Here is a 15,379-nt window from a genome sequence, read left to right as displayed (position 1 = left end):
AAGCATGATAGACCAGCAGATTGGCTTTATTGGAAGTGGCAAGATGGCGCAATCGATTATGAACGGCATGATTCAGTATGGTGGAATCGCACCCGAGCAAATACATGCGTCTGCAGTCACAGAAGAAACAATCGATCATGTGAAAGAAAAGTACCAAGTTGACATTAGTAATGATAACCGCCGTGTGGCGAGTGAGAGCGATATTTTATTCTTAGCAGTGAAGCCACATGTATATCCGCATGTTATTGAAGAAATTCGTAAAGATATTAATCGGAATACCATTATTGTAACGATTGCGGTTGGTGTGCGGATGAAAGATATTGAACTGGCTTTTGGGAAGGAAACGAAAATTATACGTTCGATGCCAAATACGCCATCCCTCGTTGGTGAAGCCATGACTGTGTTTTGTGCAAATGAGCATGTGCTAGATGATGAAATTCAGTTGATTCATGATTTATTTTCACTATACGGTCGCTCAGATCAAGTAGATGAAAAGATGATGGATGCCATTCCGGCAATTAGCGGTTCTTCGCCAGCTTATGGTTATATGTTTATCGAAGCATTAGCTGACGGCGCGGTGAAACAGGGTATTCCGCGTGAGGAAGCTTATCAATATGCGGCACAAGCCTTGTTGGGGGCTGCTAAGATGGTGCTCGATACAGATAAACATCCTGGTGAATTAAAGGATCAAGTCTGTACACCAGGTGGAACAACGATTAAAGCAGTAGATGCACTCGAACAAAATGGTTTTCGAGCTGCGATTATACAAGCTATGGATAAATGTTCAGGGAAATAAAGGTTACCTCAAAAGGTAGCCTTTATTTTTTATTTTAATTAACTGTTGCAACTGTACTATCTAATGTAGTACACTTAATACACAGAGAAGCGAGGTGATGATGTGCATATTATTTTAAACCCAACTAGTAATCAGCCGATCTATGAACAAATCATATATGAAGTCAAACGTCGTGTGTTACAAGGCGTTGTGGTTGCAGGTGATCAAGTACCCTCAGTTAGAGAAATGTCAGCACAGTTGACTGTCAATCCCAACACAGTTAGTAAAGCGTATAAAGAATTGGAGCGCGAGGGGATTTTTGTGACTTATCGAGGTAAAGGCACGTTTATTGCAGAAGACGTATTAGAACTTGTGAAAGAAAAGGAAGTGGGGTATTTGAAAGAACAAGCAGAAGCTTTATTTGGGAAAGCTATTCAAGCTGGTTTGACTAAAGAAGAGTTAAAGCAATGGGTCGAGGAGTTTTTTAAAGAAGAAGGGAGAGAATCAGATGATTAAAGTAAATCATGTAACCAAATCGCTTGATCGAACGCGTATATTAGATCAAGTAAATTTCCAAGTCCATCCAGGCACGATCACGGGGATTGTTGGGCGAAATGGAGCAGGAAAAACGACATTACTCCGTATGATATCAGGGATTATTCATGCTGATAAAGGGTCGATTTCAGTAGATGGTAAAAGTGTTTACCGGGAACCAGATATTAAGCAAAACATTGTATTTGTTCCTGATTCGACAGATGCCTTGAAGGCTTATTCCGTCAAAGAAATTGTGAAGTTTTATAAGACTGTTTATCCATCGTTTGATGAAACTTATTATTATGATTTGCTGGATAAATTCAATTTCAAGAAGACAGGTAAAATTAAACAAATGTCGAAAGGGCAAAAGGCATTATTTTCTCTAATTCTAGCGTTTGCGACTAATGCGCAGTACATACTGCTAGACGAACCGACAGATGGCTTAGATGTCATTATTAAGAAGGATATCCTTCAATTTATTGCTGAAGAAGTAGCCAAACAAGACGTCTCGGTCATTATTTCATCTCACCGTCTGGATGAACTTGAGAAGATGGCGGATCATATCGTTGTGCTTAAAGATGGAACGGTTGAATCAGAAGTGGAGATGGAAGAGTTAAAGCAACAATATAAAAAGGTGCAAGTCGCTTATCACGATGCATTTCCAAGTGATATTCAAGAACATATGGATGTATTGAGTCAATCAGGTCGTGTCGGTGTTGTGTTAATTAAAGAAAATGATGAGGAAAATGAAGCGGTATTAAGACAATATGATCCGATACTTTTTGAAGAATTACCACTGACGCTTGAAGACGTGTTTGTGGCGAAATTAGGGGGTGACTTATATGTTTCCTAAAGCACTATGGATGAAAGAGTGGAAGCATAATGTGTTAATTAGTGTGAGTGTACTTATTGTATTTTTATTAAGTTATTTTTTGAATGCAGTCATGAGTTTGGACACGTGGCGGAATATGGCGGAAGAAAACCCAACTTTTTGGGAGCAAAATAAGGCTAATGAAATAAATGGTTTATTTTCACCAGACGTATTTGGTGTGATTGCGATTGGTCTTGTAATCTTGCTTGCTGGCTTCTTAATTGGCTTAGAAAAAAGTACGAAACGTCATGATTTTTCGATGGCATTACCTTTTTCGCGTCAGCAAATGTTTGCAACGAAATATGTGTTCGGAATGTTATCCATTGTATTAAGTTTTACTATATCGTTTTTGCTAGCGGTATTGGTCATCTCACAATCAGAGTTTAGCTCCTTATTATCGAATGTTGATTTATGGGAAGTCTTTATCATGCCTTTAGCGGTTTATGCGTTTATTTTTGCCTTTTCAATGATGATTGGATCGATTACTGGTGAAATCAAATCGCAAATTGCCTTAACGTTTATCTTTTTATTCTTGCCGCAAGGGTTACTCGTGCTAATCAGTCATTTGATTTATGTACATGGTGGTGAATTTAATGGAAGCCAAGTTGAAGCGGTTGTGACAGATTTATTTTGGTTTATGTATCTATCACCGTATATGTATGATCATTTGACAGTTTGGACACCGATCGTAGCTCTAATTATTGCATCGGTAGCAGGTTTATTCTCATTTATTAAAGCACCATCAGAATATACAGGTGATTTTATTACGTATCGTTCATTGCATCCGATTTTCTTGGTCGGTATTCCGCTTTGTAGTGTGTTATTAGGTGGTATGCTTGTTTCATCAATTGCACCTTATAATTCAGGGATGACGATTGCTGTGATTTTATATTGGATCGGTGCTGTGATCTTCCTATTTTTCTCTTGGAAAATTACGAAACGATTGCTTAATAGAGCTTGAAAGAGAAGTTGAATTATTATCCGTTGTTGTTATTGTGAATCGCTACCGGTGGACGCTTTCCGTGGGCACGGATCGAGCCTCCTCGGCCTAAAAGTATGGCCTGCGGGGTCTCGAGCTCGTGCTGTTCCCAAAGGAGTCGCCACCTTCGCTCTTCACAATACAACAACTAAGGTGTTGTATTTAATATATAAAACCAATAATAAATCTTGAAAAAGAAATGAAAGAAAACAAGACCCTCTAGCCTGAGCTAGAGGGTCTTATTCATTCAAATGAATCTTTATTCCTTAGTTTGATAATCCGGTAGATGTGACTGACGATTACTTTAATAACCGCGTAAGTCGGTACGGCGATGATCATTGCTAAGATACCACCAAATCTACCGGCAAACAGCAACAGGAATATGATCGTAATTGGATGGACTTGTAATTTTTTACCCATAACTTGGGGTGAAATAAGATTACTTTCAATCTGTTGAATGACGACTACTATGATGATGACAAGTAGTGCCTGAAACGGTGATTCGAGTAAACCAACAACCACACCAGGAAGCGTCCCGATCCATGGACCGATAAATGGAATGAAGTTCGTTAAAAGCGCTACAACAGCTAAAATTAGCGAGAATCGTAAGTCGATAATCGTGTAACCGATATAAACGAGTACACCGACAAAGCAACTAACGATAATTTGTCCTTGAATATAAGAACTTAGCGCTGAATCCATGTCATCTAAAATTTCCACGGCTTCATCTTTATAACGCTTAGGTAAGAAACCGATGATTCGACGAGGTAGTAGTTCACCATCTTTTAATAAGTAAAATAAAATGAACGGTACCACAATAATCGTAATTAAAACGTTCGCAATGAGTCCAATATATTCTGTAATTTGTGAAGCGATCTGCGAAAGAATTTGATCTAAGTTACTTTCTAAATTGTTAAAGAAATTCGTGATCGCATCTTCTTCAGGTGAAATCCGTGAGAACCAATCGCTTGCTTGTATATTGAGTAACATTTGGTTGGCATCATCAATTAAATCAGGAAGCGAGTTGGCTAAGTTGTTAAATTGTCGTTCTAATTCTGGAGCGATCAGCATAATCAGCCCTGTCACAATTCCAATACCGGTTAAAAAAACGATTAATACGGACAATGGCCGCGGTATGTATTTCGATGCGAAATCGACGAGTGGCCGAATTAAATAATAGAGAATACCCGCAATAATAATGGGAATAAATAATGTTTGAAATAAAACAAAAATCGGTTCGAAAATGAATCTTACTTTTGTTGATAGGAAGACAATGAGTAAGATTATAATTAGTCCGTATCCGATACGAAACCATTTCCCGTTTGGCATAATCATGTCACCTTCTTTATCACTAATTTATACTATTAACATAGCAATTATTTCCCATTATATCGTAGTTTAAAACAGTTTATAAGATTTGTATATAAAAATTTTGTCAAATCGCTTTAATTTTTCTGAAAAATAGTGCATAATTATAATACACAGAATTTTCAAAAATTATCTTGAGTGGGGGGTGGTGGCGGTGCAATCGGTAAAAATGTTAAAGCCTTATTATGTCAAACGAGATGAGACTTATTTAAGGATTATTTTAGCGTTTCAGTATTTTTCGATTGAACATCATGGCAAGACTTATCATTTTATTCCCTTAGAAGCACGTGAAATTATTATCGATCGACGTAGCGAACAGATTGTCAACACAGATGATCAATTTGTGTTTCAGCATGGTAAGGAATACTTGACGTTACCACTATATCAATTAATGGCATTTGAACAATTTGAAACATATGTGAACGAGCTCATCAAACGATTAAATTCAGATGCTTGCGAAGTATCGGAAGAAGAGTTATTAGATGTAATTACAACTCTAGAGCATGAAAATTTCATGCGATTAATTGATCAAGCCTTAGAAAATCGAGATGAAGCGATGTTTAACGCATTAATGGCATATTATAAGTAACGAAATGGGATGGCGACGTCGCCATCCCATTATATTGACTTATGTTTTAAAAACTGTTGAATGTCTTCTTTTTCAATGCCGAGTGCTTTAGCCATTTTGATCAGCTCAATCCATTCTTGATCAAGATAACGTAACGAAGTTGGTGCTGCTTGCCTCATTTTCGTTCCCCCCATTCACATGGTGGCAGCCTTGCAATCGTAGGTTCCCCCTTAGACCAAAAGCTTTGCGTCCCAACTTTTCAGAAGGTTTGCCTTTAGCACGTTCTTGATTTATTAAGTATAGTTTACCCTCTGATATTTAGACTGGCTACCCCCAATCCATCCAAAAGTTTCAACATGTTTTCTGAGGGTTCGCAGTAATCTGCGTACCTTCATCATGATTCACTAAGAAATGCATTCACTTCCTTGTATATGGATGACTTTAGTTTTGATTTACGGTCTTCGTATTCCGATTTTAATTCTTGTGACAGGTGCTGACCCGTTTGATCTGATTGGACATTATGCTTTAATTCTTGCATAAGTTCAGTAAATTGTTCGTCAGTTTCTTCTTCAATTTCCCGTGCTTGTCGTTCATATTTTAAAAGAACTGCTCCTCTTTTGATTGCGTTACTTGTACTTGTAAGATCAGATTCCGCTTGCTTCTCTAATTGGTTGATTTCTTCCCAAACAGATTCTTCTAGTTGATTGAGTTTGTTTATGTATTCTGTTTTGATTTTGTCAGAAGAGCTAACAGTTGTGACAGGCTTGTGTTCAGAAGCATTTAGAGTATGTTCTGTCGTTGTAGTGATTGATTGAGGTTCCGGTTCTTCAATTTGTTCTGAGTTATTTAATGAAAAGTTATCAAAAACATGTGTAGTAAGAAGATAAAAAGGGAAGATAATGATTGAAAACAAGAGTAAGCCAATCCAGCGCATCATGAGTCACCTAACTTTTTTACTTCCATCCTTACCCTTGGTCAATCATTTTATACTTGTGGTATTTTGCGTGCATTTTTTGATATTTTGCGACATTTTTAAAAAATAATGCACACAAGTCATTCATGCTTGCTCGTACTAGCACAGACGAGGTCATCGGAGATTTCCTATTATTCATTTAGTGTGCGACAATGACTTGCGTAATACTTTAACATTTTAATACGAAAAGGAGTTTTTAGTCGTGAGTGGAAGGTCAGACAAATCACTAACACGTCAGAAATTAGACAGAACATTAAAACCTCATTGGGTTTGGGCCATTGCGCTCGGTTCATCTATTGGTTGGGCATCATTTGTTATGCCAGCAAACTGGATGGGCGATGCTGGTCCGTTAGGCGTTATTTTAGGACTAACAATCGGAGCGCTACTCATGATCGTCATTGCGATCAGCTATGGTGTGCTCATTCGAGGATATCCTGTATCAGGTGGGGAATTTGCCTACGCCTTCTTAGGGTTGAACCGGACGCATGCGTATATTAGTGGTTGGTTTTTAACGCTTGGTTACATATGTATCGTAGCGTTAAATGCGACAGCCTTTTCATTAATGTTGAAATTCATCTTCCCGGATTTCATCGAACAGGCAAAGCTATATGAAATAGCAGGATGGGAAGTTTATTTAACAGAAATTATAATTACGACATTATTAATTGGTATTTTTGCATTTTTAAATATTCGTGGCTCGACGATCTCAGGTCGTATGCAGTTTATTTTTGTAGCTGTATTAATATTAGGTGTTTTAACAATTACAATTGGTATGACTTCAAGCGGGGACACATCGTTCAGTAATTTAACACCTGTCTTTAAGCCAGATATGACAGCGTTATCGGCGATTCTGACCATGGTAGCTATTGCGCCATTTGCCTATGTCGGTTTCGATAACGTTCCACAAGCCGCGGAAGAATTTAAGTTCTCATCGAAAAAAGCTTTATCGTTAATCGTGCTAGCGATTTTATTTGCAGCAGCGATTTATTCAATGATGATTGTGGCTACAGGTGTCGCTATGCCATGGCAGGAGTTATCAGGTGCGAACCATTCATGGGGCACAGGTGTTGTGGTTGAAGAAGTGATGGGGACAGCTGGTTTAATTGTTTTAGCTACAGCCTTATCAATGGGTATTTTCACTGGTTTAAATGGCTTTTTAATTTCAGCAAGCCGCGTTTTATTTGCTATGGCGCGTGGTAAAGTGCTTCCAGATATGTTCGCGCGTTTACACAAGCAGCATAACACACCGTTTTATGCGATTTTATTTGCGGCCCTCATTTCGATTATTGCGCCGTGGTTTGGTCGCGATGTACTTGGCTGGATTGTGAATATGTCTTCAGTTGGTGTATCCATTGCTTATTTCTACACCACTTACACAGCTTATAAGTTATTAAGATGGAATGATCAAGCACATGATTATAATCCAGAGTTGCATATTATTTCACCGTGGCGAAAAGTCGTGACAATCATTGGTATGGTATCAAGTATTGCTTTCTTAATATTATTGCTATACCCAGCTTCACCAGCTGCGCTTGGACAAGAGTCCTTTATTGCGTTAATTGTCTGGGTGGTACTAGGCGCGATTTTCTACATTGGACGTCGTCGCGAGTTATCTAAATATACACGAGATGAATTAGCTTATTTAATCTTAGGAGAAGACCAATATAAGTTAAAAAAAGAAGAAGATGAAGAATTCTAGATTAGAATAATTATAAAAAGTTGAACAATGTCGACAATTTTTAGGTCGCTAAACATGGGATTTTGGATTTATTTTTCAATGAATGTGACATTGTAAATATTATAGGTCTATAATAAAATGAAGATAACCTCGATCATAAGGTTATTAAGACGCTATCTTTTTGGTGCCGCTCATCTCATAGAGATGGGCGGTTTTTTTGTGCGAAATGATATTTTTATAGGTGCAGACTTTTGTCATTTATAAATTTTCATCATTAAATAGTTAATTCAATCTGAATTCAATTAAAAAGTGTGTTTTCATCATTAGGTTGATAAAATGTTGAATTATTTAAGGTTCATATAATAATGTAAAGATTTTTTAAAGTTATTGGTTAAATGAGTCCAAATTATAATTAATCAGTTATAATAAGACAAAATGGTCAAGAATTTTGGATGTTCAAATCATATTTAAGTTGATAGAATGAAGGGGTTTGATTACTCTAATCCCCTTGTTTTTTCCAAAATATTTGACAAATTCATATCATTGCTTCTATATTACTAGATACTAATTGAAATCTTGCTTATGAATGTTATGATAATGATTGTGAAATATGTTTTATCTAATTAAAAAGTGATTTAAATAAGAAAGGCGGAAAGAATTATGAATATTATTGTTGCTGGTGCAGATGGTTTTTGTGGGTGGCCAACCGCATTATATTTATCCAAGCAAGGCCATGATGTATCAATTATCGACAACTATGTAAGACGAGATATTGACCAAGAGCTTCATTCGAATTCGTTAACACCGATTACATCGTTGGATGAGCGTGTGGCGAAGTGGAAAGAGCTAACAGGTAAGGAGATCCGCGTGTACGAAGGGGATCTGACACATTATGATTTTCTAAAACAAGTGCTTAAAACGGAAGAGCCAGATGCTTTTGTTCATTTTGCTGAACAGCGCTCAGCGCCATACTCAATGATTGATCGTGAGCATGCGGTTTATACTCAGGAGAATAACGTGACAGGTACGTTGAACGTGCTTTACGGAATTCGCGAAATCGTTCCAGATTGTCATCTTATTAAATTAGGTACGATGGGTGAATATGGTACACCGAATATTCCGATCGAAGAAGGGTATATTGAAGTTGAACACAAAGGTCGCAAAGATACACTTCCGTATCCGAAGCAACCAGGTTCTTTCTACCACTTATCAAAAGTACATGATAGCCATAACATTACGTTTGCTTGTAAGATTTGGGGCATTCGTGCGACAGACCTTAACCAAGGCATTGTGTATGGTTTAGAAACAGATGAAACATTAATGGACCCAGTTTTAACAAATCGTCTTGACTATGACGGCGTATATGGTACAGCCCTTAACCGTTTCATTATTCAAGCAACTGTCGGCGAAGATATCACGGTTTATGGTTCAGGTGGTCAGACACGTGCATTCTTAAACATTCGTGATACCGTACGTTGTATCGAAATTGCAGCGGAGAATCCAGCTGATCGTGGTGAATTCCGCGTCTTTAACCAATTCACGGAATACTTCTCAGTACAAGAATTAGCTGAAAAAGTACAAAAAGTCGCGAAAGAAGAAGGCTTAGATACGAATATCGCACATTTAGATAACCCTCGTATTGAAGCGGAAGATCATTTCTACCACGCTGTAAACACGAAATTACAAGATTTAGGATTAGAGCCATATTTATTAGACGAAGAAGTTATTCGAGAAATCTTACACGCAGTTGTTGCTCATAAAGATCGCGTCATCAAAGACAATATTTTGCCAACTGTAACGTGGAAATAATAGGCGTATAGGATAAAGGACGGACTTGTTATGCATATACTCATCATCACAGAAACATTTCTACCAGCAACAGATGGCGTTGTGACCCGATTAACGCATAGTATACGTTATTTTATGAAGCAGGGTCATGATGTAACGGTAGTAGCCCCAGATTTAGGTGTTAAAGAATTTGAAGGAGCGCAGATTATAGGTGTACCTGCAAGGAAATTCTTGTTTTACCGTTCAAAATTATTTGCGTTTCCTTCGAAAAAAGTGCGCACGATTATTGAAGAGCAAGACCCAGATATTGTTCATGTCGTTAATCCTGCATTTGTTGGCGCTTCTGGGGTACACTATGCAAATAAGTTGAACTATCCATTAGTCGCGTCATACCATACACAAGTACCACGTTATGCAGATTATTATAATGTCTCGATATTTAAGCCACTCTTATGGTGGTATTTTCGAAAGTTGCATAACAAAGCCGATCTTAATCTATGCACATCGAATGTCGTGAAGCAGGAACTTGATGAGCATGATTTCCACAATGTTGAAGTGTGGGAACGTGGTGTCGATACAGAATTTTTCAATCCTGATTACGAAAGCCCTGACATGCGTGACAGGTTATCAGGTGGTCAAACTGATAAAACCTTATTACTGTTTGTCGGACGACTCGCACCAGAGAAGGAAATTGAAAAAATTCGTCATGTCCTCGATTATTCTGATCAATTTGTGTTGGGAATCGTTGGCGATGGACCGCATCGTGGCGAATTAGAAAAATATTTTGCTGGTACGAATACAGTTTTTACTGGCTTTTTACATGGCGAAGAACTAGCTAGTGCCTATGCATCAGCTGATGTCTTCGTCTTCCCATCGACCACAGAAACTCTAGGCTTAGTGCTTTCCGAAGCGATGGCAGCAGGTTTACCTGTAGTCGCAGCCAAAAGTGGCCCAACTGAAGAACAAATTACTGATGAGAAACAAGGTTTGTTATATGATCCATCAAGTAACGATGACTTTGTGAAAACGGTCAGAAAATTAGAAGATGAGTCGTTACGTCAACGCTTAAGTGAGACGGCTTATGCGGATATCCAACAAATGGGTTGGGATCGTCAATCACAACAAGCCCTTGATATCTACCACCGCGTTGCTGAACAGAAGAAGGGATCCTCATGACAGAAGAAAAGAAACGAAAGAGTGGTATTAAGCAGTTTTTCCAATTTAGCGTGATTGGTGGTTCGAATGCCGCGATTGATATCGGCGTACTGAATCTACTTTTGATTCTTTTTCCGACTACCGACACGTTAACGTTGATTCTGTTTAATACAACAGCTTACTCGTTATCTGTGTTAAATAGTTATTTATGGAATGCGTCTATTACGTTTAATCGTACGTCTAGTGGCGCTAAACGCCAACGCGTAGGGTTTATTATTCAGGCTATTATCAGTCTGGGCGTTAATAACTTAATCTTCGTTGCGATTAATGCCTTATTTGGCCTGTTCGGGATTCCAGCATGGTTGGCGTATAATATCGCTAAAGGAAGTGCCATGGTGTCATCATCACTCGCCAGCTTCTTCATGATTAAATATTACGTGTTCAAAGATTATCAAATATCATTACGTAAACAAAACAAAGCCACCAAATTGCGCTAAGCAATGTTGGTGGTTTTTTGTTGAGCTGGATCGTTTAATCAAACTTCCACATCTCGTTCTACATATTGGGTTTCGCCGTCTTTAATCGTGACTTGATCACTGGTTAAATTAATCATCCATCCTTTAAAGTCTTCTGCATCGGAAATCGGGACGAGGACGTGAAAAGTAACGGCTTCTGCGTAATCGATTGTCTCGATTAAATAATCATGTGCGCGCAGTTCATTCTCCAATTTGCCTAGCATGCCGTAGCCAGCTTGGATTATGACATTTTGCATCAATGAACGTCTAACAGCACCGACTGCTCGAATCGCTTCGCTTGTCGCATTAGAATAAGCGCGGATAAGACCTCCAGCACCTAATTTAATTCCGCCAAAGTAACGTGTCACCACAACGGTCGTATCTTTCATATCCATTTGTTTTAACACTTCCAGCATAGGTACTCCTGCTGTACCGCTTGGTTCTCCGTCATCTTGAGCCTTTTGGATTAAGTTTTGCTCACCGATCATATAGGCTGAGCAGTTATGCGTGGCACTGGCATGTTCTTTTTTAATTTGGTTAATAAATGCTTGTGCTTCATCTTCTGTTTCGGTACGCTTAATATGACCGATGAAACGAGACTTTTGTATGATATTTTCGTGTTCACCTTGTTGCTTAACGGTTAAATAATTTTCTAGCATGTCAGTCATCCTCCTAACCAACTATTATATAAAAACAAGGTTAACCAGGCAAATATTGAGGGAATAACTCTTAAACATGTATTATTCCTTTTAAACTTAAGACTTTTGTCATGAATTTTTATAAAAAATGAATAAAAAATTTGATAAAGACCCTCAAAGAATCTATAAAACAAGCCGAAAGATATAGTATGAATGATGGAGGAGTTTCGATGTCCAATAATTTAGACCAAGATCAAATGTTAAATAAAATCATCGATGAAATGGTTAATGTTGTCTCGAATAGTAAGGAAGAGATTTTTAACTTAAGTGAGCATTCTAGGCAAGAGCAAGAGAGGCTCGCAGAAGAAGTGAAGGGCATTCGTCACCAAGTTGATCAAATGATTGCGGATAATGACCAGCTTGAACGTAGGCTGAAGTTATCGCGTCAGCGTTTGAGTGATGTTAGCAAAAACTTCTCGCAGTATAGTGAAGAGCAAGTCCAGGAAACGTATAATACGACATATGAGTTGCATACGAAGCTTGTCGTTCAACGTCAACAAGAAGAAGGGTTGATTAAGCGACGTGATGAGTTGGAGAATCGGATTCGTGCACTTGATGAGAATATTACTCGTACAGAAAATGTGATGAGTAAAATCAACGTCATGTTGCAATATTTAACCGAGGACTTTCAGGAAGTTAATGATGCGCTCAATCAGGCTAATCAAAAGTATAATTTTGGCCTTAAAATTATCGATGCCCAAGAAGAAGAGCGTCGAAAACTGTCGAGAGATATACACGATGGACCAGCCCAAATGCTAGCAAATGTCATGATTCGTTCGGACATTGTGACGAAGACGCTTCGTGAACGAGGCATTGATGAGGCGACGAAGGAACTTAAAGAAGTGAAAGAGCTCGTGCGTAACGCATTATATGAAGTGCGCAAAATTATTTATGACCTTCGTCCAATGGCACTCGATGATCTTGGCTTAGTACCGGCGCTTCGAAAATATTTGAAGACGGTTGAGGACTATCACGAAATCAAGGTTGAATTTAAAGCGAAAGAAAGTGACAAACGTTATAATCAGAAATTTGAAGCGGCTGTGTTTCGTTTAGTTCAAGAATCCGTACAAAATGCCATTAAGCATGCTGATACGAGCTTAATTGAAGTCATTTTTGAAGAAACTGTTCAACAAGTCAACGTCCAAGTGATTGATCATGGAAAAGGATTTGATATCGAAACAGAAAAGGAATCATCATTTGGTCTAACAGGTATGCGCGAACGTGTCGATATGCTTGGTGGTACGATTGAATTGAAATCGCAATCCGGGCAAGGAACAAAAGTATTGATGCAATTACCTGTACAAGGTGAAGGCGAAGGGTAAGGTTATGAAATAGGCTTTCCATCATCAGCTAAATTTCATTATGTTAAATAAATTTTTAACTTTTTTGTATGAATTATTACCCATAAGCCGATAATTGTAGTATAATAGGTTGTACATTTATAGGGAGATTTTACGGCTTGAGTAAAGGTATCAGTTGAAGGAGGAGTACCATGTCAACTCGTATCGTTTTAATTGACGATCATAAACTTTTCCGTGAAGGAATTAAACGAATCTTAGAATTTGAAGAAGGCTTCGAAGTCGTAGCTGAGGCTAGCGATGGATCAGAAGCCGTTGATACAATCAAACAACACGAACCAGATATTGTGTTAATGGATATTAATATGCCTGAAGTCAATGGTGTCGAAGCGACGCGTCAATTGGTTGACCAATTTAATGATTTGAAAGTGATTATTTTGTCGATTCATGACGACGAGTCTTATGTGACGCACGCGCTTAAATCAGGTGCATTAGGTTATATGTTAAAAGAAATGGATACAGAAGAATTAGTGAATGCGATTAAAATCGTAAGCGAAGGTGGATCTTACATTCACCCGAAAGTGACAAATAATTTATTACGTGAATATCGCCGATTATCAGGTGAACCGACTGATAATTCAGATGTCGCATTCGAGTATATCGAATACCGTAAACCTCTTCATTTACTTACTCGCCGTGAATGTGAAGTCTTACAACTGATGACCGATGGCCGTAGTAACCGCGGAATTTCAGAAGACTTATATATTAGTGAGAAAACAGTCAAAAACCACGTCTCAAACATTTTACAAAAAATGAACGTCAACGACCGTACTCAAGCAGTTGTAACAGCAATTAAACAAGGCTGGGTACAAGTTAGATAATATGATGTCATGTAACCCCTTACGCTACGGCGCGTAAGGGGTTTTTTGCGTTATGCGACTTTTAGATTGTTAAACATTTGGAGGGGATTGTTAAATAAAGTGGTGCGATTGTTAAACAATCAATCGATATTGTCTAACAAAAGGACTAGAATGTTAAATATAGGCTGAGGATTGTTAAACAATGTGAGGACATTGTTTAACAATCTCGATCAAAATCTAAAATCAAAATGAATGTTGATTCAAATTTTCGGTGCAAATGGAAAGATAGTGTTGTAGAATGGATGATAGAGGGAGGTAGTTGGCATGAAGATTGCAGTTTTAACTGATAGTACGGCATACATACCTCAAGAAGAACGTGACAAATGGAATATTTTTATGGTGCCGCTTAGTGTGACTTTTGAAAACGAAACTTATCGCGAATTAATAGATATAACGACAAGCGGATTTTACAACAAAGTAAGAGAAGCGAAAGAGTTGCCGAAAACGAGTCAGCCCGCCGTCGGTGATTTTGTATCGATTTTCGAGGAAATTGCTCAAGATTATGATGCGGTGATTTCGGTCCATTTATCGAGTGGAATTAGCGGGACTTACCAAGCGGCCATGTCAGCTGGAGATATGGTCGATGGTTTGGAAGTTTATCCATTTGATTCGGAAATTAGTTGTATGGTTCAAGGGTTTTACGCATTAGAAGCGGCGAAAATGGTGCATGACGGTGCTGCTGTCGATGCGATTATGGATCGATTATATGAGATGAAAGACAGTACTAGCGCATATTTTATGGTCGACGATCTAAGCCATTTGGCGAGAGGTGGTCGATTGACGGGTGCTCAGGCCATGGTTGGTAGTTTACTGCAAGTGAAGCCGCTCCTGCACTTTGAAGACACGAAAATCGTCCCGTTTGAAAAAATTCGGACAAGCAAAAAGGCGTATAAACGGATGGAAAATTTACTCGCTGAAGATGCTGAACAATTTGATCAGATACGCGCTGTTGTAATTCATGCCGAACGTGAAGAATTGGCGCAAAATTGGATGGAAGAGTTAGATGCGAAATTCCAGAATGTTGAATTTTCATTAAGTTACTTTGGCCCTGTTATCGGCACGCACTTAGGTGAAGGCGGCATTGGACTTGGATGGTATAAAATTAAATAATATAGACGAGATGGAAACAGCTGAGCGCGCTCAGCTGTTTTTTAATTGATTTAAGATTGTGAGATCATTTTTATCGATTGTTAAACAATCCTACGAGATTGTTTAACAATCTAGCTAGTTTGTAAAAAATAATTTATTGAGCGAAAAAA

The 15,379-nt window shown here is 38.3% G+C and carries 16 protein-coding genes and 1 riboswitch; of the genes, 12 read left to right on the top strand and 4 right to left on the bottom strand.

Features of this window, described 5'->3' with window-relative positions; translation table 11 throughout:
- Positions 1-4: 4 nt before the first annotated feature.
- The 4 genes from proC (at position 5) to ACKXGF_RS11875 (ending at position 3,141) form a co-directional block, all read left to right on the top strand.
- Positions 5-796, top strand: coding sequence for a pyrroline-5-carboxylate reductase (gene proC / locus ACKXGF_RS11890; RefSeq protein ID WP_411953929.1), 792 nt, complete (start codon positions 5-7; stop codon positions 794-796).
- 102 nt (positions 797-898) lie between these two features.
- Positions 899-1,291, top strand: a complete 393-nt coding sequence (locus ACKXGF_RS11885) for a GntR family transcriptional regulator (RefSeq protein WP_411953928.1) — start codon at positions 899-901, stop codon at positions 1,289-1,291.
- Entirely contained in the window at positions 1,284-2,162 is an 879-nt protein-coding gene (locus ACKXGF_RS11880; protein WP_411953927.1) for an ATP-binding cassette domain-containing protein, read from the top strand. The genes ACKXGF_RS11885 and ACKXGF_RS11880 overlap by 8 nt, the downstream gene beginning before the upstream one ends.
- Positions 2,152-3,141, top strand: coding sequence for an ABC transporter permease subunit (locus ACKXGF_RS11875; protein WP_411953926.1), 990 nt, complete (start codon positions 2,152-2,154; stop codon positions 3,139-3,141). Before ACKXGF_RS11880 ends, ACKXGF_RS11875 begins: the two co-directional genes overlap by 11 nt.
- Before the next feature lie 261 nt (positions 3,142-3,402).
- Here the strand turns inward: ACKXGF_RS11875 and ACKXGF_RS11870 are convergent, their stop codons facing one another.
- Entirely contained in the window at positions 3,403-4,488 is a 1,086-nt protein-coding gene (locus tag ACKXGF_RS11870) for an AI-2E family transporter (RefSeq protein WP_411953925.1), read from the bottom strand.
- Between the two features lie 193 nt (positions 4,489-4,681).
- On the opposite strand from ACKXGF_RS11870, the gene ACKXGF_RS11865 reads away from it, so the two are divergent.
- On the top strand, positions 4,682-5,116 hold the full coding sequence (locus ACKXGF_RS11865; RefSeq protein WP_411953924.1) for an IDEAL domain-containing protein: 435 nt from the start codon (positions 4,682-4,684) through the stop codon (positions 5,114-5,116).
- 29 nt (positions 5,117-5,145) lie between these two features.
- Here ACKXGF_RS11865 and ACKXGF_RS11860 read toward each other — a convergent pair whose 3' ends face one another.
- Both ACKXGF_RS11860 and ACKXGF_RS11855 read right to left on the bottom strand, forming a co-directional pair.
- Positions 5,146-5,274 carry an anti-repressor SinI family protein gene (locus ACKXGF_RS11860; protein ID WP_411953923.1) on the bottom strand — a complete coding sequence of 43 codons (129 nt, stop codon included), beginning with the start codon at positions 5,272-5,274 and terminating at the stop codon, positions 5,146-5,148.
- A gap of 21 nt (positions 5,275-5,295) precedes the next feature.
- Positions 5,296-5,378, bottom strand: a riboswitch (cyclic di-GMP riboswitch).
- Between the two features lie 111 nt (positions 5,379-5,489).
- Positions 5,490-6,029 (bottom strand): hypothetical protein, encoded by a 540-nt coding sequence (locus ACKXGF_RS11855; RefSeq protein ID WP_411953922.1) that lies wholly within the window; start codon positions 6,027-6,029, stop codon positions 5,490-5,492.
- Between the two features lie 241 nt (positions 6,030-6,270).
- Between ACKXGF_RS11855 and ACKXGF_RS11850 the strand changes: the two genes are divergently transcribed.
- From ACKXGF_RS11850 to ACKXGF_RS11835, 4 genes are all read left to right on the top strand, one after another.
- Positions 6,271-7,767: an APC family permease gene (locus ACKXGF_RS11850; protein WP_411953921.1), complete on the top strand. Its 1,497-nt coding sequence runs from the start codon at positions 6,271-6,273 to the stop codon at positions 7,765-7,767.
- A 639-nt stretch (positions 7,768-8,406) separates the two neighbouring features.
- The gene (locus ACKXGF_RS11845) at positions 8,407-9,555 is read left to right on the top strand and encodes an NAD-dependent epimerase/dehydratase family protein (RefSeq protein WP_411953920.1); all 1,149 of its coding nucleotides are present in this window, start codon (positions 8,407-8,409) and stop codon (positions 9,553-9,555) included.
- Positions 9,556-9,585: 30 nt separating this feature from the next.
- Positions 9,586-10,710, top strand: a complete 1,125-nt coding sequence (locus ACKXGF_RS11840; RefSeq protein ID WP_411953919.1) for a glycosyltransferase family 4 protein — start codon at positions 9,586-9,588, stop codon at positions 10,708-10,710.
- Positions 10,707-11,186 (top strand): GtrA family protein, encoded by a 480-nt coding sequence (locus ACKXGF_RS11835; protein ID WP_411953918.1) that lies wholly within the window; start codon positions 10,707-10,709, stop codon positions 11,184-11,186. Before ACKXGF_RS11840 ends, ACKXGF_RS11835 begins: the two co-directional genes overlap by 4 nt.
- Before the next feature lie 38 nt (positions 11,187-11,224).
- Here ACKXGF_RS11835 and ACKXGF_RS11830 read toward each other — a convergent pair whose 3' ends face one another.
- Positions 11,225-11,863, bottom strand: a complete 639-nt coding sequence (locus tag ACKXGF_RS11830) for a YigZ family protein (protein ID WP_411953917.1) — start codon at positions 11,861-11,863, stop codon at positions 11,225-11,227.
- Positions 11,864-12,072: 209 nt separating this feature from the next.
- Between ACKXGF_RS11830 and ACKXGF_RS11825 the strand changes: the two genes are divergently transcribed.
- From ACKXGF_RS11825 to ACKXGF_RS11815, 3 genes are all read left to right on the top strand, one after another.
- Positions 12,073-13,224 carry a sensor histidine kinase gene (locus ACKXGF_RS11825; protein WP_411953916.1) on the top strand — a complete coding sequence of 384 codons (1,152 nt, stop codon included), beginning with the start codon at positions 12,073-12,075 and terminating at the stop codon, positions 13,222-13,224.
- Positions 13,225-13,394: 170 nt separating this feature from the next.
- Positions 13,395-14,081, top strand: a complete 687-nt coding sequence (locus ACKXGF_RS11820) for a response regulator (RefSeq protein WP_411953915.1) — start codon at positions 13,395-13,397, stop codon at positions 14,079-14,081.
- Positions 14,082-14,384: 303 nt separating this feature from the next.
- Complete coding sequence (locus ACKXGF_RS11815; RefSeq protein ID WP_411953914.1) at positions 14,385-15,230, top strand: DegV family protein; 846 nt, start codon at positions 14,385-14,387, stop codon at positions 15,228-15,230.
- Positions 15,231-15,379: the final 149 nt, after the last annotated feature.

The sequence above is a fragment of the Alkalibacillus sp. S2W genome, assembly GCF_046764385.1.
In the GTDB taxonomy this organism is placed as follows: domain Bacteria; phylum Bacillota; class Bacilli; order Bacillales; family Alkalibacillaceae; genus Alkalibacillus; species Alkalibacillus almallahensis.
This window is presented reverse-complemented; position numbering and strand designations above follow the sequence as displayed.

What these genes read in the sequence shown, in the direction of transcription:
- proC (WP_411953929.1), top strand. Translation starts at nt 5, where the DNA reads ATGATAGACCAGCAGATTGGCTTTATTGGAAGTGGCAAGATGGCGCAA.
- ACKXGF_RS11880 (WP_411953927.1), top strand. Translation starts at nt 1,284, where the DNA reads ATGATTAAAGTAAATCATGTAACCAAATCGCTTGATCGAACGCGTATA.
- ACKXGF_RS11875 (WP_411953926.1), top strand. Translation starts at nt 2,152, where the DNA reads ATGTTTCCTAAAGCACTATGGATGAAAGAGTGGAAGCATAATGTGTTA.
- ACKXGF_RS11870 (WP_411953925.1), bottom strand. Translation starts at nt 4,488, where the DNA reads ATGCCAAACGGGAAATGGTTTCGTATCGGATACGGACTAATTATAATC.
- ACKXGF_RS11860 (WP_411953923.1), bottom strand. Translation starts at nt 5,274, where the DNA reads ATGAGGCAAGCAGCACCAACTTCGTTACGTTATCTTGATCAAGAATGG.
- ACKXGF_RS11855 (WP_411953922.1), bottom strand. Translation starts at nt 6,029, where the DNA reads ATGCGCTGGATTGGCTTACTCTTGTTTTCAATCATTATCTTCCCTTTT.
- ACKXGF_RS11845 (WP_411953920.1), top strand. Translation starts at nt 8,407, where the DNA reads ATGAATATTATTGTTGCTGGTGCAGATGGTTTTTGTGGGTGGCCAACC.
- ACKXGF_RS11840 (WP_411953919.1), top strand. Translation starts at nt 9,586, where the DNA reads ATGCATATACTCATCATCACAGAAACATTTCTACCAGCAACAGATGGC.
- ACKXGF_RS11835 (WP_411953918.1), top strand. Translation starts at nt 10,707, where the DNA reads ATGACAGAAGAAAAGAAACGAAAGAGTGGTATTAAGCAGTTTTTCCAA.
- ACKXGF_RS11830 (WP_411953917.1), bottom strand. Translation starts at nt 11,863, where the DNA reads ATGCTAGAAAATTATTTAACCGTTAAGCAACAAGGTGAACACGAAAAT.
- ACKXGF_RS11825 (WP_411953916.1), top strand. Translation starts at nt 12,073, where the DNA reads ATGTCCAATAATTTAGACCAAGATCAAATGTTAAATAAAATCATCGAT.
- ACKXGF_RS11820 (WP_411953915.1), top strand. Translation starts at nt 13,395, where the DNA reads ATGTCAACTCGTATCGTTTTAATTGACGATCATAAACTTTTCCGTGAA.
- ACKXGF_RS11815 (WP_411953914.1), top strand. Translation starts at nt 14,385, where the DNA reads ATGAAGATTGCAGTTTTAACTGATAGTACGGCATACATACCTCAAGAA.